Below are 21,583 nucleotides of genomic sequence, written 5' to 3'. Positions count from 1 at the left end.
TTTAAGCACTCATCATAACATAAGACTAAGAAAAATTAGGGCTGCGAAGTTTAAAGCGACCTTATTAGCAGCTACCTAGGGCGTGTCATCAATTAGCACATTAGTACGTTTAGTGGTCTTAAAATGGCTAAATTTTGCTAAACATGGTCAGCAATTTTGTCAATATTAACGGCAATTGCTTCCTTGTTTATCTACAATTTTTCTCATTTTAAGCCTCACAATCTAATTGATGACACGCCCTAGATTGTACTGTCGTCAATCACTTGGCAGTAGATAGGTGAAAAGCCTAAAGCGGTAGAAAGTACGATTTTAAACGCGCAAATACCGTCCACCTTGCACACTAATGATGCCTAATAATTCAAGCTCCATTAACTGTCCAATCAGCTGCGGTGTGACAATTTTGGTAGCGATAATCAGCGCATCTAAATCCTGCCCGTGCCAATCAAGCTGCTCATAAACGAGGGTTAAATGCTCCGGTACGACGATAGCACTGGGAGCAGATTTGATATTAGAGGGTATTGGATGGTTAGCCATTACAGCGATGCTTTTATCTTTATTTGTATGTTTAGTAGCTTTGCTATGATTCGTTTGAGAGCCATTAGATTCGGTAATATCTATACCACTATCCACAGTATCTTTTGATTTATGAGAATAACTTTCATAACCCAACTGAGCATTGACGTCTTCTAGCACTTGCTGTGGATGATAAATTAAGGTCGCACCTTCACGTATCAAATGATGACAGCCTTCTGCATTGCTATTATCAATATGACTTGGAATGGCAAAAACTTGCTTACCCTGTTCCGAGGTTAAACGCGCGGTAATCAGCGAACCACTCTGAATGGTCGCCTCCGTCACAATTGTGGCGAGGCTCAATCCAGCGACCAAACGATTACGCCGTGGAAACGTATGCTTATGTGGCATTGTATGCGGCAATAGCTCACTAATAATACAGCCGCCTTGCTCAATTATTTGGGCAAACAATTTATCATGATGATTGGGATAATTGACCTCAATACCCGTACCCATTACCCCAATCGTTCGACCTTGATATTCGGTATCTGCCTGTGCTAAAGCGCCTAGATGTGCTCGTTTATCAACACCCATGGCAAGACCGCTGGTGATGATATAACCAGCTTGCGCCAAATATTGCGCGATATCAAAGGTGATTTTTTGGGCATGGGCAGTGGGTTTTCGGCTACCGACGATCGCAATTTGCGCTTGACGCAAACGCGATTTATTGCCTCGGTAAAATAATAAAGGCGGTGGGTCATAGATTTGCGAGAGCTGTGCGGGATAATCAGGCTGGTCAGCAAATAGCAGACCATAGCGCCCTTCGATGAGCGCTTGCTGAATTTTATCGATACTGGCTTGCGTTTGCTCTGGCTGTTCATGACGGGCAAGATGGCTATGATGAATACCCAATTGCCGCCATGCATCTACTTTGGCGTACCAAGCAAGCTCTGCTGTGCCAAAAGAAGTAATGAGCTTATGATAAGCAGATAATGATGCATTCACCTCAGTCCACAGCGCCAGTACTGCGCGCTGCTCATTTGATAAAGAAGAAGTAACTGCCATCATAATCATCTAGCTCGTATAGGCTAAGTTAGTGTGTCCCGTCCAAAAATAAGCATGTTCTCACTTATAGTGTACTCATTTATAGATATGGCGGTGGTAACAGCTGGTCGCCGACGTTTAATGGTAGCTCTGAATCAAGCACATAAGCATAGCTAATATTATCGAAAGTATTGAATACCATGACCATACCGCTTGGCTCATTTGGTAAGCGTACTGGCGTGTCATTGTCTTTGGTATCGCGGATCAAGGCCCCTTTTTGATATACAGTCAATACATCACCAGGCTTAGCACCATGGGTACTACCTAAATTGATAGCAACGACACTACCCTTCGCTGCTGAGCTGATTGAGTCCATGACGCGGACAATCATGCCACCACGACTGACCGTTGCAGGGGCTGGATAAAACACAGGTGGAATAGAGTTATTCAACTCAACGAATACGCGATCACCTTCACGCACTTCTTTGTCGTAACTGTCGGTGAGCTGCAAACTGCTGACGCCGTTGGTTTCTGTCGAAGTAACCAAACCCGTCGCAACTTGCGTGACCTCTAAACCGATAACTTCTTGGGTTTTTGGCTCAACATATAGCTCTCCTTCACGGTAGATACCATAACGCTGACCGACGATCAGTGGCACACCTTTGGCATACACTTTATCGCCGCTAGCGGTAATTAAGTTGCCTTTTTTAGAAGCCAATATATAAGGGGTGGTATTAAAATCTTGTGGATTAACGATGACTGTCTTATCTAACCAGTGTTGAATAGCAGACCACGGAAGCGGTGGAATACTGTTGGCTGTTGAAGTGACTGAGACTGTGCTAGATACCACGTTACCCGTTAACTGCTTTTCAACTCCAGCACAACCTTCGCCAGTATCAACACCAATTAAGGTTTTACCTTGAATCACACATAAGATAAGGATGTCGTTAGGATAAATAAGATTGGGGTTTTTGATTTGCTTATTGGTTGCCCAGATTTCTTTCCAGCGCCACGGACTGTCTAAATAACGTCCTGATATGTCCCACAACGTATCGCCTTTTTTGACGATATAGCGATTAGGCGCATCCGCTTTGATGGCTGGTGGTGGATTGTTAGCGTGGGCAGCACTCATTAGCATTGCACTACTAAATGTCGTGATTAACAGTGCTTTTGCTATCGTTTTTAAGCTCATCTTCATTGTTATATCCACAATATGTACCGCTGTTGTCGCCACAATTAGTACCATTTAGATCTATTACTTAACCTTAATCTTTGACTGTCATTAAAATAGTGACAAGCAATGAGGGTCGTAAAAGGATTTAACTGTACGATTATCATGACGCTTATAGGGCAGCTGTTCAGTGTAATTGGCTGGTATGATTACTAAAAAAGCGTCTAGCAAAATGATGAGTCGCCGACGCTGTTTCTAATATTACAATTATATCTACCATAACACAATCATAAACACTTTATTACAATGGCGTAACTTTTGTATGAATATTATTTCTATAGTTTGTCATTGAATTTTATAGAGTTCCTCATGAAAATAAGCATTAAAATCCACTCTGATTTATGCTAGATTTGGTATCACATGCTGCCGAATTTGCTCAGCGACCAATTCGGCATCATTATCAAGCACCACCACATGCTGCGGTAACGCTTCTAAGCCTTCGGTATGGGCGGGGCGTGCGATTTCTATCGGTCCAATAGCTTCGATGATCGTATCGGCAAATTTCACTGGCAGTGCGGTTTCGGCACAAACAATCACCTCGCCTTTGCGCTGTAATTCTTTGGCAACCTTGATACCATCAGCGGTATGCGGATCAACCAACTCTCCATGCTGCTCATAAAGTGTTTTGATAGTGTCGAGACGGTCGGCATGAGTAGATTTACCCGCAGCAAAACCGTAGCGAGTGTTAACCGCCTCCATTAGGTCAGACAAATCAAAACCTTGACCAGATTTCACACCTTCAAACAACTCATGAACGCGGGCGCTGTCTTTATCTAATAAGAGATAAACAAAACGCTCAAAGTTAGAGGCTTTAGAGATATCCATTGAAGGACTTGAAGTAATATAGGTTTTTTCAGTCGGACGCGGCTGATAAGCACCTTGATTAAAGAAGTCGTTGAGTACATCGTTTTCGTTAGTTGCGACGATTAAACGCTCAATCGGCAGACCCATCTCTCGTGCTATATGACCGGCACAAATATTACCAAAGTTGCCTGATGGCACGCTAAAGCTCACCTTTTCATCGTTGTTTGAAGTGACGGCAAAATAGGCTTTAAAGTAATAAACGATTTGCGCAAGGATACGACCCCAGTTAATAGAGTTAACCGTACCTAGATTATAAGCCGCTTTAAATTCAGCATCTTGTTGTAGCGCTTTGACAATATCTTGGCAATCATCAAACATGCCTTCGATGGCGATATTATGAATGTTTTTATCAGTCAAGCTATACATTTGCGCGCGCTGGAATTCGCTCATTTTACCGTGCGGTGACAGCATAAAGACTTCGATATTTTCTTTACCACGCAAAGCATATTCTGCCGCACTACCTGTATCGCCACTGGTGGCACCAATGATGGTAATACGCGCGTCTTTTCTTTTAAGCACATATTCAAAAGCATTACCCAAAAACTGCATGGCAACATCTTTAAATGCCAATGTCGGACCGTTCGACAAGCCTAAAATGTATAAGTTATCTTCAAGTTTGCGGACAGGAACAATCTCATCAGAGCCAAATACCTCAGCAGTGTAAGTGCGCTCAATGATATCTTGCAAATCAGCCGCAGGAATATCAGTGGCAAAACGCTGCATAATCGCCATCGCAAGCTGTGGATAGCTCAGCGCGCGCCACTCAGTAAGCGTCGCACTATCAATATTCGGATAGTGCTCAGGCAGCATCAATCCACCGTCTGGGGCAAGACCCATTAATAACACATCACTAAAATCCATCGGCGCTGTCTGACCACGGGTACTGATATATTTCATTAGATTGTCCTGTCTACAATGAGATTATTAGTTAAAACGGTTTATTCAGCAGTTTTTTGCAATAAGGCATAATAAAAACCATCGCCGCTCTCGCTATCAATTGGCAAGCACTGACGACCAATCGCCTGTTCAATACCCCAATTACAATCGTCGCTAAATTCAATGGCTACTACATTGTTATAGTGAGTCATAAAATCCTGCATCTGCTCAACGTTTTCTTGCTTTAGGATAGAGCAAGTGACGTATAAGAGGTAACCACCAACTTTAAGTTGTGGCCATAGATTATGCAAGATATCGGCTTGTAGCAATGCCGTTTGCTCAACGTCTTCTTCAGTACGCAAAATACTGATATCAGGATGACGACGGATTACGCCTGTCGCTGTACAAGGTGAGTCTAGTAATATAGCGTCAAATACGAGCTTACTCTTTTTCTTACCCGCCCCTTGCCATGTGGTCGCATCAGCACAGACAATATTAAGCTCAATATTTTTCTCAGCTTGCTGCAAGTCGTGCTGACTTAGGTTTAAGCGCTGTAAATTAGTATGAATACGCTCGATACGTGGCGCTTCATTATCTATCGCAGTAATCTTAACTTTCGAAATCACAGGCGACGTTTCAGCATCGTCTTGTTTCACGTGAAACAACGAAGACTCATTTGAGCTGATTAATTCCAACCAATGAGCAAGCTTACCACCCGGCGCTGCACAAGCATCTAAAATGCGGATCTCGTTGTTATTGGTGTCTATATCGCCGTCTGCATCGTCGTTTTTAACACTCAGCTTATTAATTAAAGCGTTATGAATAAGCGGCGCGGCAAGCTGAGCATGCATATCTTGTACACTAGCAGCTCCTTCAGCGAATTGCGGTAAGGCATTGACTGCGGTACTTTGATGTAATCTTAACCCTTTGGTTAATATGCTATTAGATGCAGCTGCATCCGATGAGCTGGGTAAATTAAAACCACTCGTTAGCTCAACCAAATCTGCTTCAACTTCAAATTCCACCAAGGCTTGCTGATAATCCTCTACCGAGGTAACCGCTGTATTCACGCGCAAAAACATTGGCGCAGGTTGACGTAACCCTTGCATCAGATCGTCATACTGCTCACTCCAATCTTGCTTAAGCTGATAGGCAAGCCAATTCGGTAAGCTGTGTTTTTTATCACATTTCTTACGGAACTTACTTGGGTTCTTAGCGACTTTACGCAAAATAGCATTAATTAAGCCCGTCGCGTGCGCAAATTCGATTTCTTTTGCTGCTTCAACCGTTTCATGAATCGCCGCATGGTCAGCCACTTGCAAATAAAGCAGCTGGGTTAAACCTACTTGAATCGTCGTACGTACTTCTTTTTCATCAATAGAGTTATCAGCCAGACTATCGAGTAGACGCTCAAGGGCGTACCATTGGCGCAACGTGGTTAGCAATAGCGCATGGGCAAAACCTTTATCACCGTCATGCAAACTGTTTAATAGCGGATCAAGGACGCTCGCTAGCGACTGACCATTTTGAATCGCCAGTAAAGTGCGAATCACGCGGACGCGGACGCTACCATTCATGATAAGGTTACTTGACGGTTTGAGCTTATTGTTTCTTGGCGCAGTGCTTCTCATTAAATTGAATTTCCTTGACGTCTAACAATTAGCGTCTGATAAAAGTTGGATTGTTTGGTATTAAATTAAAAATATTAAAATAAATAAGGTTAAGCGGTATTAAACTGATTTAGGAGCAATTATTTTGAGTCTGCTGTGAACTGGTCACCATCATTCAGTTGGTTGCCATGGCAGATTTGCTCGGCTGTCATCGGTTTACCACCAGCAAACTGTAATTCGGTAATGGCTAAAGTGCTGGCTTGCAGTTTTTCGAGACCATTATCAATATTACTATCATGACCACAAGCTACCAATATCGCTTTGCGTCCAACGCTGATGACTGTACCAGCAGGCTGATTGGTTTGCTGCGACGGATTCACAGGCAGACTTGCTAAAATCTTGACACGCTGCCCTGCCAAAAAAGTATAAGCACCTGGCCATGGCGTCAGTCCACGAATTTGTCGCTCAATTTCAGTAGCGGATTGTGTCCAGTTGATTTCGCCTTCGGTTTTGACCAGTTTTTCAGCATAATTGGCTTGACTGTCATCTTGAGGTACAGCCTGTGCTTGATAATGTGGTAAGTCCTTTAGCACGGTAATAATGGCCGTCGCACCAAGCTCAGCCATTTTATCATGGAGGCTGGCAGCTGTATCATCAGCCTTAATAGGTGCGCTGACTTTATAAAGCATGTCGCCAGTATCAAGCCCTTTATCCATCTGCATAATAGTGATGCCGGTCTCACTATCACCCGCCAATAATGCACGGTGAATAGGTGCTGCACCGCGCCAGCGTGGTAATAAGGACGCATGAATATTGAGGCAACCATAAGTCGGTGTGGTCAATACACCAATCGGCAATATCAAGCCATAAGCCGCGACAATCATCACATCTGGCTGATAACTACGCAGAGTCTCACGTGCGATCAACCCTTCACTACTAGATTTTTTAAAGGTGAGAGGCTGCTCGACGGCAATATCATGAGCCAATGCGACTTGCTTTACTGCAGAGGCCGATAATTTTTGACCCCGTCCTGCCTTACGGTCGGGTTGCGTATATACAGCGACGATGTCTATATTCAATGCTTCTTGCTGGCTGATAAGCGCCTCAAGACTAACGGCGGCAAACTCAGGAGTGCCAGCAAAAGCAACTCTTAAGCGCTTACTAGATGAGCAATCTTTCGTCGTAGATGGCATGGATAAATCGGAGGCAGAAGCAATTATAGTCATAAACAGGCATTATATAGGGTTGATTGACTCATTATAGGTGAGTTTACGATGTTGTGCCATGGTTGTAATAACGGTAATCGAGCGTTACCAATGATACGGTTTGTCTTTATAATAGAAAGCAAGAAGGGCGCTCTTATTGATGAGTTTATTTACAAAACAATGCGTGATTGAGCGATATTCCACTGCCATTCACCATTTTTTTCTAGATAATAGCTGTAAAACCGTAAAAGTTAAAACGACTTGAATAAACCAACTACTGTGCCAAACTGATTACTTACTCACTATGTTTCTTGTGTCGATATAGGACCACGCTTTCATGCAACAGTTTCAGTCCTTACAGCGCTTACTCATATTTTATGCACTGACCTTGCTGGTCATGTTGTCTATCTATTATTTTGCGCTGTTTCACGAGATGAAAAAACACAGTGAACAACACAGTATCGATACTTTCCATACATTGCAGTACGAAGTCACTGAACGTGATGATCTTCTAAATCCTGACATTAAAAGGATTTTAGAAAAACCCGTATTTGAAGACATAAGCTATCAGCTGGTTTTTATGATGCCCTCTGGGCAGACTTATATCCATCGCCATACTCAGCCCAATGAGCGTGCTTTTGCTAACGTTACGTTTCCTATCATTAGCTCATCCCCTTCTAATAACGGCAGTCATAGTGCTTACACGCTCAATAATCGCAACTTAACCGGCACCATTAAACTCAAAAGTGGTCATCAGCTTTATATTATATTGCGCCATAAGCCGCTTATCATTGACTGGATATCTTATCGCTACTGGTTGCCATTGATGGCAGCGATCATGCTTTTTATTATCGCTTTGCTGTATATGCTCAATCGTCGCACCAATTGGGAACAGCTGCTGATTTATACGGACAATCTAAGTAGCCACGCAAAAGAAGCCTATAGTCCGCCGCCTTTTTTGCAAAAAAAATCTACGCCTGAGTTTCTGCGTTTAGGCCATGCGCTGAGCCGTGTCAGCTACCAGTTGCATAATGACTATCGCCGCATTAAAACTTTAACACACCGTCTTGAACGTTTGGTTGATCAATCCCCTTTACCGATGCTGATGATCATGCGTCATGGTCAAATCAGCTTTTTCAATAAACGCTTTGAACAAATATTCATGTCTTTACCGCAAAGCGATAGCAACTATGAACTGACGGATTTTATCGCGGGTAAAGATGAATCCACGCAACGATTGCTGCAAACGTTATCCAACCTACGCGTTACTCGTACCTTAACCGTCTATGGGTTAGAAAATGAACAGGCTTATCAATTGCACGTTACGCCATGGTTTGGTGAACATGGTCAGGTTCACGGCTTTACCGTACTGCTGAATAACGTTAATGAATTTGCCAGTCAAATAGGGCAATTACAGCAAAAAAATCAACGGCTACAACGCCAAATTGATGAATTTAATACGATTAAATCGACGATGGGTCATGATTTGCGCCTTCCATTAGAAGCAATGATTGACACGCTAGAACCGATTGATCCTGAGACATTGACTGCTGCGCAGAATGATATTTTAATATCCTTAATTAAAAGCAGTCAGAGTATGCTCACGACGCTTAATAAGGTGCTAGACATTGAAGAGATAGCGGTAAGAAAAACCCGCTTAAGCATTGAGCCTGTTGATATTTATAGACTGGGGCAACAGGTCAGTCAGTCATTTATAGAAAGGATAAGGCAGCAAGGACTTGAGCTGCTGTATTTTTTTGCACCTGACGGTCCGCGTTGTATTGATACAGACCATCAGCGCCTACAGCAAATCTTGTACGACTTATTAGATAACGCAGTGAAATTTACCACTTCTGGCTATATATCACTGACCATCGAAACGGTCAGTAATGCAGAGCTATTAGCAACAAAAAACCGAAGCTTAGTAAATCTTAATAAAGACCCTACACTGATTAAAAATAGTCAAATCAACAAAGACAATTCCAATCATGCCTCACACGACTGGATTCGTTTTAGCATAAAAGACAGCGGTATGGGCATCGATATAGCGAAGCAACATCAACTGTTGGTTCAGCTTAATAAAAGCAGCAACCAAAACACCCATCGAAACGTTAATTACATGCAAAATAACACGACTGGGCAAGGGCTAGGACTAAATAACGTCAATAGTTTTACGCGATTATTGGGTGGTTTTATTGAAATAAAAAGCACGATGACTGAAGGCAGCAGTCTGAATCTTTATCTGCCTTGCAGACGTCCAAATTATCAGCCTATTTATCATCATAGTCAGCATTTGACTCATATCCATCTAATAGCAGTGATTAAACAACCACTACGTGCCAAACATCTGCGCGATTTTTGCGCATATTTATCGATGCCAGCTACTATCTACACTTCTATAGATAAATTAGAGCTACAACAATTAAACGAAAAAATGGCACAAGACGAGCAAAGACTCGCCCCTATCTTGCTATTAGATTACGAATATTATGAAACCCTGTCTATTGCTTCCGCTAATCAGGCGATAGGGAATGATGATAGACAACAAGCATTAAATACCCTACTCGATAATCCGTCGCTACCAAAGATACTACTTAGTATGAAACCTGAGCGCCGTATTCCCTCTATATTATTAGATAAATATGAAGGATTTTTGAGCAAACCATTAGATGCGACTTTATTGCTCTCTGAATTACTGCGCTTAACCTTACCAGCGAGACAGAAGCTGGTTCAAGCCATAGAGATAAAAGAAGAGAATAAGCAGCTAGCAAACGAAGCAGATAAAGCTGCCAACGAGAATGTATTGCCACTTATCTTGGTAGTAGAAGACAGTCCAACCAATCAGAAAATAACGTGCAAGATATTGAGTAAACTTGGTTATCGCAGTGTGGTCGCAGAAAATGGTCAGCAAGCGTTAGATATGCTACAACAACAGCGTCAAGATATCTCACTCATTTTGATGGACTGTCGCATGCCTGTCATGGATGGACTACAGGCTACCCAAGCGATTCGTGCGCAAGGCGATAAAATTGCGATTGTGGCGCTAACTGCAAACAATACCAAAGAAGATCGCGATGCTTGTATAGAAGTAGGAATGGATGAGTTTTTAGCAAAGCCGATCAATAAAAAAGAGCTAGAGTCGGTTTTACAGAGCTTCATAAAATCATGACAATCTGTAAAACTGACTCTTCAGGTTTAAACCATTACTTTATAAATCAATTACTTTATAAATCAGCTAATTCATGAACCAATTATTTCATAAAACCATTATCTGCTAAAAATGCTTCTGTAATTTGGCTTTGCGGACTTGGCGTATTCATACCACTGGTTTGCGACTTATTTAACAAACGTTCTAAATAGCGCGCGACGATATCCACTTCGATGTTGACCTTATTTCCAACCAGCCAATGCTTAGCGATATTGGTCACTTGTGCGGTATGAGGAATGATATTTAAAGAGACAATATTGTCTCTTACAAGATTGGTCGTCAGACTAATACCATCAACCGTGATGGAGCCTTTAGTCGCTGTATAGTGCGCCAGCTCTTGTGGTATCTCAATTTCGATATAGATAGAGCGCGCATCTTGTTGCAGCTTGCTGACCACGCCGACGCCGTCGACGTGACCAGCGACGATATGACCACCAAAACGCGTGGTTGGTAGCATCGCTTTCTCTAAATTCACTGTGTGACCAGCTTTTAAAGTTTCTAATGCGGTACGAGCGATAGTTTCACGTGAGACATCGACCGAGTAATGATTACTACCTAGGTCTACGACGGTTAAGCAGATACCATTGGAGGCAATAGAATCTCCTAGCTTCACATCATTAAAGTCCAAACCATTAGACTCTATCGTCAAACGTATATCACCGCCCGTAGGCTGCATGCACTTAACCTTTCCAACACTCTCTATAATTCCAGTAAACATATCGACCTCATTTCATTATGATGTTGTCTTTATAGACAATATATCTTGATCTATTAATATTGTGGCAGCATTTGTCTAAGCCAGTTTTTTTAGTGCAACTTGAGCTTAATTAAGTCTATGATGGGATAGATTGTGGATAAGTACTGATAAATCAACTCATAACGTATTAAAACACGCATTTCCGTTAAGTTATCCACAGAAAACTAGATGTTGGCTAATATTAAGAAAGATTAACAGTGAAACCTAAGTTACTGATTATATTGGATTAATATAAAATTTTTTATAAAAGACCTATTTTTCTGTTTCATGTGAAACAAAGTTATACACAGTTTCATGTGGAACTTTGTACGACACTAGCTGCTTATCCACATTGAGTAAAAATTTAGCACAGACTGTGGATAAGCTGTTTATAAATAACAAGTTATAGCGGGAATAAAGTCAATTTAAGGTCAGGACTTAATGTTTCATGGCCATAAATATTAAAACGCAACTGCTGAGCTAGAGACAATGGGTTAAAATCGACCATCGGTCTTGCTTGCGCGCCTAACAAACAAGGCGCCTGATAGACAATCAACTCATCTACCAATTGTTGGCTTAAGAAGCCACCAGCAACACTAGCCCCTGCCTCTACCAATACGTCATAACATTGATGATCACTGACTAATTTTTTTAGTAATTCAGTTAAGTTATCTTCGCGCCAATAAATCGTATCCGGTCGACGGCATAACTGATAGTCAGACTGTAAGCTATATTCTAAGCGCTGACGCCTATCGAGTACGACAACTTTAGGAGCAGGAACTTGTTTAGGTGGCACAGCTAATTGGTTGGAACGTACATTAAGCTGTGGATTATCCGCGATAACCGTCTCACTACCGGTAATAATCGCGCCACTTTGTGCACGTAGCTTCTGCACATCTTCGCGGGCAGCCGCTGAGGTAATCCATTTCGACTCGCCAGATGCCATCGAGGTACGACCGTCAAGGCTGGTGGCAATTTTAAGTCGTACATAAGGCATCTGGGTGCGCATTGCCTTTAAAAATCCACGATTTAAAGCTTCTGCTTGCTCGGTTAATATACCGACTGTCACTTCAATCTCAGCCTGCTCTAACAGTTTTACACCGCGTCCTGCCACTTGCGGATTGGGATCGAGCCCTGCGATTACGACACGTTTCACACCAGCATTAATAAGACCCAAAGCACAAGGTGGCGTACGCCCTGTATGACTACAAGGCTCTAAAGTCACATAGGCGGTTGCATCTAAAGCTCTTGCACCCGCTTCTTTTAGCGCAAATACTTCTGCATGAGGCTGACCAGCTTTCGGATGAAACCCTTGACCGACGATCGCTTCTGCTTGCACGATGACACAGCCTACCGCTGGATTAGGTCTGGTGGTATATAAACCCTGTTTGGCTTGTTCGATCGCAAGCATCATAAAGTAGCGGTCTTGCGCATTCTGAGTATGGTTTGAGAGCGTCATAAAGAGATACACTTAATAAAAAAGTAGAGGGTAAAAACTATTTAACGTTATCGTCAGCTTTTTCATTTGGGCGAATATTGGCAATCTCTTGATGGAAAGCATCAATATCTTGAAAGTCGCGGTAAACACTAGCAAAGCGCACATAAGCAACATCATCTAACGTTTTAAGCTCACTCATGATAATCTCACCCAACACCTTGCTACTGATTTCGCGCTCACCCATCTGTCTAACACGCTTCTCAATACGGCTTATCATCGCTTCTTGTTCATCAATGGTGATAGGGCGCTTTTGTAGAGGTAATAAGATAGAACGGCGCAGTTTTTCGTTATCATAAGGCTCAATTTTACCGCTTGACTTGATGATTCTTGGCATCACCACTTCTACCATCTCAAAAGTAGTGAAACGCTCTTGGCAGCTATTGCATGAGCGGCGACGACGGACTTGCGCACCTTCTGCCGCCAGACGCGAATCAATAACTTTAGTCTCTGACGCGTTACAATACGGGCAATGCATAGCGTTTCCTTATTTCAATATTAAGCGCAAGAATCACAGTCACTATTTATAAGACCGAATGATAAGACCAAACTATAAGACCGAAATTTCTGAGAATTAACGAGCTGCATCAGGTAATTCAAAAAAATCGGCTGATTATTTTCCAATACAGAAACTACCAAAGATTTTGCCCAACAAGTCATCCGCACTAAACGCTCCCGTAATCTCACCCAAACTGTTTTGAGCTTGGCGTAAGCTTTCAGCGACTAACTCTCCTGCTTGAAAGACCGTTAACTGCTCGTGCGCCTCTGCTAAAGAGTCGGCTGTGCGTCTAAGTGCATCTATATGACGTGTGCGAGCAATTAGGCTGTTTTCTGGTGGATGAAAACCGACCTTAGCACACAAGGCTTCGACTAAATTATCGATACCAGCACCTGTTTCACATGAAACATTAACTTGTTCATAACCACGTTCTTTTATTGCGATTTGCGAGACAGAGTGTATTTGACTGCTACTATCATCTAGTAAATCACTTAACAAATCACTCTTATTAGCAATGATCAATAAGCGTTTGGCCTCTGGTAACTCACCAAATAATTGTTCTGCAAGCTGTAACGGTGTATCTTCTTCTTCAAGATCACGAGTCACATCGTAGACCATCAGTAGCATATCAGCCTGTGTAATGGCGGTACGCGCGCGTTCAATCCCAATACGCTCTACCGTGTCTTCAGTCTCGCGCAGACCTGCAGTATCGGTCAAATGCAACGTCAAACCATTGAGCACGACGGTTTCTTGTAGCGTATCGCGCGTTGTTCCAGCAACGTCAGTAACGATAGCACGTTCTTGCCCTGCCAGACGATTCAGCAAGCTTGATTTACCCGCATTTGGTCTACCTGCCAACACCACATGGATACCATCACGTAAGAGCTGACCTTGCTTGGCAGTCGCTAATACTTGCTGTATCTTGTCTTGCGTTTGCTCAAGTTTACTTTGTATAACACCGTCTGATAAAAAATCCACGTCTTCTTCATCAGGGAAATCAATCGCCGCTTCAACATGCAAACGCAGATGAATAAGCTGCTCTAATAGTTGATTAATCTTCTTTGAAAACTCACCACTTAGCGAGCGAATGGCACTACTCGCAGCGGCAGCACTAGTCGCATCAATGGCATCAGCGATAGCCTCTGCTTGTACCAAATCCAATTTATCATTATCAAAAGCACGATAAGAGAATTCCCCAGCACCCGCTTGTTTTGCGCCCAGCTCAAATACCCTTGCTAGCAGTTGGTTTTGTAGAATCATGCCGCCATGCCCTTGCAGCTCAATCACATCTTCCCCTGTGAACGAATGCGGGCCTTTAAAGTACAGCACTAACCCTTCATCGATGACTGTACCATCAGCCTGATAAAAACGACAAAAACTGGCCATACGTGGCGTAAAAGCAGACTTACCCGTTAGTGTACAGGCAATGTCATAAGCACGCGCACCTGACAGACGTACAACACCAACGCCACCTCTTCCAAGCGGTGTGGCAATAGCCGCAATCGTGGCCAAGCCAGATGCTTTAGGTGGTTCAGATGCTTTAGGTACGTTTGACGCCATCTCTAGGGAATCCACAATTACTCTCAATAGCTAAAAACTCCATTATAGACGGCTGGACACAGACTGACAAAGCAAACTTTAAATAGCCATGCTTTGCGCTTATTTTATTTCAGATCAGTGAGGGATAATAGAAATGTCACGCATAAAAAAACCACCGCCGTAGCGATGGTCTTTTATCAATTGATGAGCTACTTAGTCCAATACTTTCACAGTACGACGCTTTTGCTCTTCTTCGACTTTTTTATTGACAATATATTGCTGAGTCATACTGAATAAGTTGTTGACTGTCCAGTATAGTACGAGACCCGCTGGGAAAAACAGCATGAAAGCAGTAAAGATGATTGGTAAAAACTTCATCACTTTCGCTTGCATCGGATCAGCTGGCTGCGGGTTTAGCTGCTGCTGTACAAACATCGAGGCACCCATCAGCAATGGTAAAATAAACCAAGGATCCATCGCCGATAAATCCTGAATCCATAAAATCCAAGGCGCATGACGCAGCTCAACACTCTCAACCAACACCCAATATAGTGCTAAGAAGATAGGCATTTGCATCAAGATGGGCAAACAACCTGCCATTGGATTGACTTTTTCTTCTTTATAAATAGCCATCATTTCTTGCGACATCTTCATTCGATCGTCGCCATGCTCTTCTTTAAGTGCGGCTAATCTTGGCGCAATCGCACGCATCTTCGCCATCGAATAATAGCTCTTATTCGAGAACCACATCAGAGCAATTTTGACTAAAATCGTCAATACAATGATTGACCAACCCCAGTTACCGATGACTTTATGAATACCGTCCAAGATAGCAAATAAAATCTTCGATATTGGCCATAACAACCCATAATCGACTGTTTTATTAAGGCCTACTGCCACATCTTTTAGCTCAGACTGTACTTTAGGGCCAGCGTATAACGTGGCATCTAATGTCACTTGTTTATTTGGCGCGACATTGACAGGTTGACTGTTGAAACCGATGAAGTAATCATCGCCTGTTTCACGGCTAAAGAAAGTAGCGGTAAAGTTTTCAGGTATCCATGCTGATACAAAATAATGCTGCACAACACCAACCCAACCTTTATCACTACTAACAGCTAGCTTACCATCATTAAAGTCTTTAAATTTGAGCTTATTATATGGATCATCAGGAGTACCCCAAGCGCCGCCTAAGTAAGTAGCCATACTAAGCGCACCCTTATCAGACATACCTGGATCTTTACTGTCATCACGTTTCAACTGGGCAAATAGCTGACCTTGCCACGGTTGTGTAGAAGCATTTTGTATTTGATAGCTAATATCAATCGGATATTTATTTTCAGTAAAGGTAAATGTCTTAGTAACGGTCACGCCATCTTTTTTATAAGTAAGCGGTACTGACAGCGTCTGTTGCCCTGCTTCCATGACGTAATTATTAGCAGTATGGTTGTATTTGGCACGACCTTCCGCAGTATCAATACCGTTAGGACCAATAAGACCAGACTGAGCCACATACACGCGATTACTATTATTCTCTAGCAATACGAAAGGCTTATCGCTATCGAGCGTTGCGTCATACTGCTTAAGAGCAGCATAAACAATATCGCCGCCTTCTGGGTTGATCTTTATATCATAGCGATCGGTAGTGACCGTGATTAATCCCGTGTCTTTAGCAGGCGTTGCCGTCACAGCATCATTAGCGACTGTATTGTTATCAACAGGCAACGTCTGTACCGGAATATCACCTGCGGCACCAGTTGTCGAAGGGATATCAGCACCTACTGAAGTAGTGGTTTCTGACACCGCATCTACAGCTGGCGCATCGGCATAATCATCTCGCCATGCCAAAATCAGCAGATAAGCGGTGATTAACATCGCAATGATGATCATCACCCGAAATATCTTTTGCATAAACCTTTCCTAGATTAAAAAATTAGGGAATGAAAAATTAGGGCATGTGTCATGACCGTACAATTATCATCATATGTGACAACAGTATTGCCAGTCATTTACATAAAATGTGCATCATTTTACTAAAAATCCGCCTTAAATGATACCAAGAGTGTGGATAACTTGTGGGTAACTAAATAGATATCCACAACTTCGCAGTCGATGACGAACGCTATGTTAGTTTCATCATATGGTTTAAGCGAGACACATAGCCTTTATTATCTCTAAAAACATATAAACCTTGAACTTTGACACTAGTAGCTAGTGCGTTAAAAGGTACATATTGATAATGATAAGAGGATAACGGTAGCGGCACAAAATCAATGCCGTGTCCACCCAAAGGATGACAACTGCTGATACGTTTTAATAATAACCAACTGCCTGCTCGGACTCCATGCCATGCCAAAGCTTGTTTACCATAATTCGAGCACGTAGGGTAATAGCGGCAACGAGCAGGTAATAGTGGACTTATTAACTTTTGATAAAAAACAATAAAATAATAAATAATTTTATAAAGAATATTATTTAAATTAATAAATAAAAAATTCATTTTATTTTTTTTCTACTTTTTTAATAATATTAATTATTTGATTCTTCAATTCTTTATTATCTATATCTTTTATAGATTTTTTGACAATAAAAACAATATCTTTGTTTTCTAAAGAATGAGCCTTTACACGAAAATGTTCACGTATTTGACGCTTGATTAAATTTCGCGCGACAGCCGTAGGAACTTTACGCTTGGTAATGGCCATCCCGACTCGCGGCTGACCATGATCATTGGTACGCACAAATGCCATTAGATGGCTCTGATGAAGCTTACGCTCAGGTGCATCAAAAACCTCACGGAAGGCTGCAGGCGTGAGCAAACGCTGCTCTTTGGTGAAGCGGGCATTAGCTGCCGCTGAAACAGTATTGGACATAGCACAACCTAGTATAAGAGCGAATAACGGTAGCGGAAATAATAGCGCAGAAATAACAACAAAGTACAGAGACAAAAAAAGCGCCGATGTGGGCGCTTTTAATATATGGCTAAGTGTCAGTTGTGGTGATTGACTATCGCAATCTATAAATAATAGAAACACAACAAGCACTATAAGCCATGCTTATCGCAATCTACTGATTATACAGTAAGACGATGACGTCCTTTAGCGCGGCGACGAGCTAAGACCTGACGGCCTTTTTTAGTTGCCATACGAGCACGGAAACCGTGAGTACGTTTACGCTTGATCACGCTTGGTTGGAATGTACGTTTCATAACTCACCTATCAAAATAATGGACTAAATTCGTAATAACGGAGGATTATACCACCGCATAGAATCTTGGTCAATGAACTAATTTAATCTATGTCGATGCAGACAGATATTTTGACAGAGGAAATATCATTTTAAATGATTCATCGTGTGTAAAGTTCATATTCATAACTCAAAAATAACGACTCAGTTAATTAATTCAGTGATGGATTCCCAAAAGTTATCCACAGTTTGTGTCGAAATCTATAATAATTAACTATTAATATATATAAGTATTGTTGTTATTGGGAGCTCGATTATCTGTGGCTAAGTAAGTTTTCCTTTTTATTATCAATATATTGTACTATGGGTAAACCTGTGGATAACCTGTGGGTTAAATATGGATAACTCACCTTTCAAAGTTATGCACAAAAGTATCCACAGCCTTATCCCCAAAAAACAAGGTTTTATCCACAGGGTATTTGTGTTAGATTAGCCCCTACTTAATATGTGGCTTCGTATAGTTTATCAACGTAACTTCCAATATGGTTTCCAACGGAAATAATTGCGGAAAATATGAAGGGCTACGCAACAGATCACACTGCTAAAACACAAATATTATTTCAAATTATAGGGTTAGTATTTTTCATGATAGACACAGCAAATATTTGGGATAAATGTCTAAATGACCTACGATATAACGTCAAAGACAACGTATTTACTATGTGGTTGAGACCATTGTCAGCTCATCAAGAGGCGCAAACGCTGACTATACTTGCTCCTAATGATTATTTTGTGACTTACATCAAAAAAAACCACTTGCAAGAGATACAGCAGCTGGTTGCTAAGCACAGTCAGGGAAGTATCGAAGAGGTGGTTGTGCGTGTTGATAACGCTGGCCGCGATAACGAAGACAATCGTCAATTGCAATCAGGGTCTTTGTTTGATGAAGATAAACCCTCCCCTACCCCTGCAGACCATAAGTTTGAAACCATTCATCATAACAATGCAAAAGCAGATATTGATGCCAATATGCGTCACGCAGAATTGGTTGATTCTGCTGATGCCAAGTCGTTAAGTTATCTAAATCCTGACTTTACTTTTGAAACTTTTGTCACTGGAAAATCTAATAATTTGGCTTATAAAGCCTGTTATGAGCTTGGTAAGCGCCAATCAAAAAATCGACACAATCCTTTATTTATATACGGACCTTCTGGTTTGGGAAAAACACATTTAATGCATTCTGTAGCACATCGCTATTTAAAAAATAATCAAAGTTTTTATTATTTCACTTCTGAAAAATTTATTAATCAATTGGTTTATTCATTAAGAAATAATAAAATAGAAGATTTTAAAAAGAAAATTAAAAAAGTGGATTTATTGATTGTAGATGATATTCATGTATTAGCAGGAAAAACCAAAAGTAGTAATGAGTTTTTGACATTATTTGCAGATTTTACCAGTGGTGATAAACAACTGATTTTGGCTTCAGATCGTCATCCTTCGCAAATGACCGAATTCGATGAACGTTTTAGATCGCGATTTTCTTGGGGGCTAACTGTAGCAGTTGATCCGCCTGAGATTGATACTCGTGTGCAAATTTTGCAAAAAAAAGCAGCTTCATATGGTATGACACTGCCTAAAGAATGCGCATTATTCATCGCTCAAAATGTGGTTTCAAATGTTAGGCGTTTAGAAGGTGCTCTAAATCAAGTCTTTGCCAATGCTAACTTGACGGGTGCACAGATTACTCTTGAAATGGTGCAATATGCGCTAAAAGACATCGTCGCGATGCGTGTGCAAGCTGTGAATATGGATAATATTCGCAAAGTGGTCGCTGAGTACTATGATGTGACCATCAAAGAGATGATGGGTCGTAAACGCACACGCAGTATTGCTAGACCGCGTCAAATAGCGATGGCATTATCGCGTGAGTTGACTGGTGATAGCTTTCCTGAGATTGGTCAATCATTCGGTGGTCGCGATCATACAACGGTGATGCATGCTTGCGATAAAGTTAATGAGCTACGAGCAGCTGATCCTGCCTTTGATAAGGATTACAAAACACTGGCATTGATGCTGCAAGCGGGTTAGCAGGTCGCGGTATCACTATGTTTTAGTAGATTGATATGGTTTATAATATTAAAAATACGAGTAGACAGACAGCGAATGGATTATAGTCAATAGACAGGGTATGATTAAGCCATTATTGTTAAGTTTTATAATAAAAATCATTTAAATAAGAGTAACCAAGCATGCAATTATCGATTAATCGAGAGTCGTTACTAAAAGCCATTAATTTGATCGCCAAGGCTGCTGATAAACGGCACAATATGGTTATTTTGGGCAATATCAAGCTACAGCTATCCGAATCAACGCTTATTTTGACGGCTTCTGATTTAGAAGTAGAGCTGACATCGACTTTAAAACTGCCTGCTGGTGCTTGTGTTGAAGCTGGTACCACGACCTTACCTGCAACAAAATTAAAAGACATCTGTAAATCATTGCCTGCACAAGCTCAAATTAATTTGGCCACTCAAGAAAATGAACGCTGCTTATTAACCAGTGGCAAGAGTCGCTTCACCTTAGGGACATTACCTAGCGAAGATTATCCGAGTTTGGGTAATCCCGAAAATATCACGCCATTGACCATCAGTCGCAATCGTCTTATCGATTTGATTCATAAAACGCAGTTTGCAATGGCGATTCAAGATGTACGCTATTATTTGACTGGCATGTTGTTTGATGTGTCGCAACAGCAGCTGACGACGGTTGCAACCGATGGGCATCGATTGGCTTTGGCGCGCAGCGTTATCGATGTCAGTGCTGATTTAAATATGCAGGCTATTTTGCCCCGTAAAGCTGTCATTGAGCTTGAGCGCTTGGCCTCTGAGCTAGGAAAAATGCTTGGTGAGCAAGACAATCAGGTCACCTTGAGCTTCGGTCGTGAGTTTTTGCAAGTGAGCTTACCCTTTGGTGACGTTGATAGTGCCGGGCAGGTCAATCAGAACCTGATGGTTACTTTCACTGCGCGTCTGATTGATGGAAAATTCCCTGATTATCGCCGAGTGATGCCAAGTAATACGGATAAATTGGCTTTATTCAATCAAGCAAAAATGACGGACGTACTGCGCCGTGTCGCGATTTTGAGTAATGAAAAATCTCGCGGTGTGGTGTTTAATTTTGCCAGCGATGGCATGGTAGAAGTGCGTGCTAATAATGCAGAGCAAGATGAAGCGGTGGAGATGATACAGGCGAAGTATCAAGGTGAGCCGATGGAGCTGTCTTTTAATGCGGCTTATTTACAAGATGTGCTTGGTGTGATTCAAGGTGATTTGCAAATGCACATGAGTCAATCAAACGCGTCGGTGCTAGTCAATCAGCTGAATGATGAGTTCCATCAGTATGTCATTATGCCAATGCGTATATAGTTTCTGTATAATTTCTATATGTTTTCAATAGGCTTAATAGCAGGGACTAAAGACACTCAGTTTGCACTAAAAAATTAAGGTAAGCTGAGAGTCTTTGATTAAAATCCAGTATTTTAAATTTAATTATTATTAAACTTTTGCCTATTATT

General features: G+C 41.7%; 16 protein-coding genes. 3 read left to right on the top strand and 13 right to left on the bottom strand.

All coding sequences use genetic code 11. The annotated features are described in order from the left end of the window. Positions 1-309: 309 nt before the first annotated feature. The 5 genes from dprA to fmt form a co-directional block, all read right to left on the bottom strand. On the bottom strand, positions 310-1,581 hold the full coding sequence (dprA, locus tag ACT3S4_RS10020; protein ID WP_109592294.1) for a DNA-processing protein DprA: 1,272 nt from the start codon (positions 1,579-1,581) through the stop codon (positions 310-312). Positions 1,582-1,657: 76 nt separating this feature from the next. Then, complete coding sequence (locus ACT3S4_RS10015; protein WP_227697689.1) at positions 1,658-2,755, bottom strand: LysM peptidoglycan-binding domain-containing protein; 1,098 nt, start codon at positions 2,753-2,755, stop codon at positions 1,658-1,660. Positions 2,756-3,127: 372 nt separating this feature from the next. Next, entirely contained in the window at positions 3,128-4,549 is a 1,422-nt protein-coding gene (gene thrC, locus ACT3S4_RS10010; RefSeq protein WP_109592260.1) for a threonine synthase, read from the bottom strand. 41 nt (positions 4,550-4,590) lie between these two features. Next, the gene (locus ACT3S4_RS10005) at positions 4,591-6,159 is read right to left on the bottom strand and encodes a transcription antitermination factor NusB (protein WP_444760983.1); all 1,569 of its coding nucleotides are present in this window, start codon (positions 6,157-6,159) and stop codon (positions 4,591-4,593) included. Positions 6,160-6,278: 119 nt separating this feature from the next. Continuing rightward, complete coding sequence (fmt, locus tag ACT3S4_RS10000) at positions 6,279-7,331, bottom strand: methionyl-tRNA formyltransferase (protein WP_413786186.1); 1,053 nt, start codon at positions 7,329-7,331, stop codon at positions 6,279-6,281. 349 nt (positions 7,332-7,680) lie between these two features. Between fmt and ACT3S4_RS09995 the strand changes: the two genes are divergently transcribed. Then, positions 7,681-10,512, top strand: a complete 2,832-nt coding sequence (locus tag ACT3S4_RS09995; protein WP_444760982.1) for a response regulator — start codon at positions 7,681-7,683, stop codon at positions 10,510-10,512. Positions 10,513-10,594: 82 nt separating this feature from the next. On the opposite strand, the gene ACT3S4_RS09990 is transcribed toward ACT3S4_RS09995, so the two are convergent. The 8 genes from ACT3S4_RS09990 to rpmH form a co-directional block, all read right to left on the bottom strand. Further along, on the bottom strand, positions 10,595-11,269 hold the full coding sequence (locus tag ACT3S4_RS09990) for a riboflavin synthase (RefSeq protein WP_109592268.1): 675 nt from the start codon (positions 11,267-11,269) through the stop codon (positions 10,595-10,597). Positions 11,270-11,690: 421 nt separating this feature from the next. Then, positions 11,691-12,746, bottom strand: a complete 1,056-nt coding sequence (gene ribD, locus ACT3S4_RS09985; RefSeq protein WP_109592270.1) for a bifunctional diaminohydroxyphosphoribosylaminopyrimidine deaminase/5-amino-6-(5-phosphoribosylamino)uracil reductase RibD — start codon at positions 12,744-12,746, stop codon at positions 11,691-11,693. 37 nt (positions 12,747-12,783) lie between these two features. Continuing rightward, positions 12,784-13,260 (bottom strand): transcriptional regulator NrdR, encoded by a 477-nt coding sequence (gene nrdR / locus ACT3S4_RS09980; RefSeq protein ID WP_045442876.1) that lies wholly within the window; start codon positions 13,258-13,260, stop codon positions 12,784-12,786. Positions 13,261-13,395: 135 nt separating this feature from the next. Further along, a complete protein-coding gene (gene mnmE, locus ACT3S4_RS09975) occupies positions 13,396-14,841 on the bottom strand; it encodes a tRNA uridine-5-carboxymethylaminomethyl(34) synthesis GTPase MnmE (protein WP_109592272.1) in 1,446 nt (481 codons plus the stop codon). Positions 14,842-15,033: 192 nt separating this feature from the next. Further along, entirely contained in the window at positions 15,034-16,731 is a 1,698-nt protein-coding gene (gene yidC, locus ACT3S4_RS09970; protein WP_444760981.1) for a membrane protein insertase YidC, read from the bottom strand. A gap of 211 nt (positions 16,732-16,942) precedes the next feature. Next, on the bottom strand, positions 16,943-17,320 hold the full coding sequence (yidD, locus tag ACT3S4_RS09965; RefSeq protein ID WP_109592274.1) for a membrane protein insertion efficiency factor YidD: 378 nt from the start codon (positions 17,318-17,320) through the stop codon (positions 16,943-16,945). Position 17,321: 1 nt separating this feature from the next. Then, entirely contained in the window at positions 17,322-17,693 is a 372-nt protein-coding gene (gene rnpA, locus ACT3S4_RS09960; protein WP_109592276.1) for a ribonuclease P protein component, read from the bottom strand. Between the two features lie 200 nt (positions 17,694-17,893). Continuing rightward, positions 17,894-18,028 carry a 50S ribosomal protein L34 gene (gene rpmH, locus ACT3S4_RS09955; RefSeq protein WP_007394757.1) on the bottom strand — a complete coding sequence of 45 codons (135 nt, stop codon included), beginning with the start codon at positions 18,026-18,028 and terminating at the stop codon, positions 17,894-17,896. A gap of 623 nt (positions 18,029-18,651) precedes the next feature. Here rpmH and dnaA point away from each other — a divergent pair. Both dnaA and dnaN read left to right on the top strand, forming a co-directional pair. Further along, a complete protein-coding gene (gene dnaA / locus ACT3S4_RS09950) occupies positions 18,652-20,097 on the top strand; it encodes a chromosomal replication initiator protein DnaA (protein WP_109592278.1) in 1,446 nt (481 codons plus the stop codon). A gap of 161 nt (positions 20,098-20,258) precedes the next feature. Next, a complete protein-coding gene (gene dnaN / locus ACT3S4_RS09945; protein ID WP_109592280.1) occupies positions 20,259-21,434 on the top strand; it encodes a DNA polymerase III subunit beta in 1,176 nt (391 codons plus the stop codon). The last annotated feature ends 149 nt before the right edge of the window (positions 21,435-21,583 follow it).

This window comes from Psychrobacter sp. AOP30-A2-5, assembly GCF_052378115.1.
Classification (GTDB): domain Bacteria; phylum Pseudomonadota; class Gammaproteobacteria; order Pseudomonadales; family Moraxellaceae; genus Psychrobacter.
The sequence above is the reverse complement of the archived record's forward strand: the minus strand, read 5'-3'. Positions and strand labels throughout refer to the sequence as shown.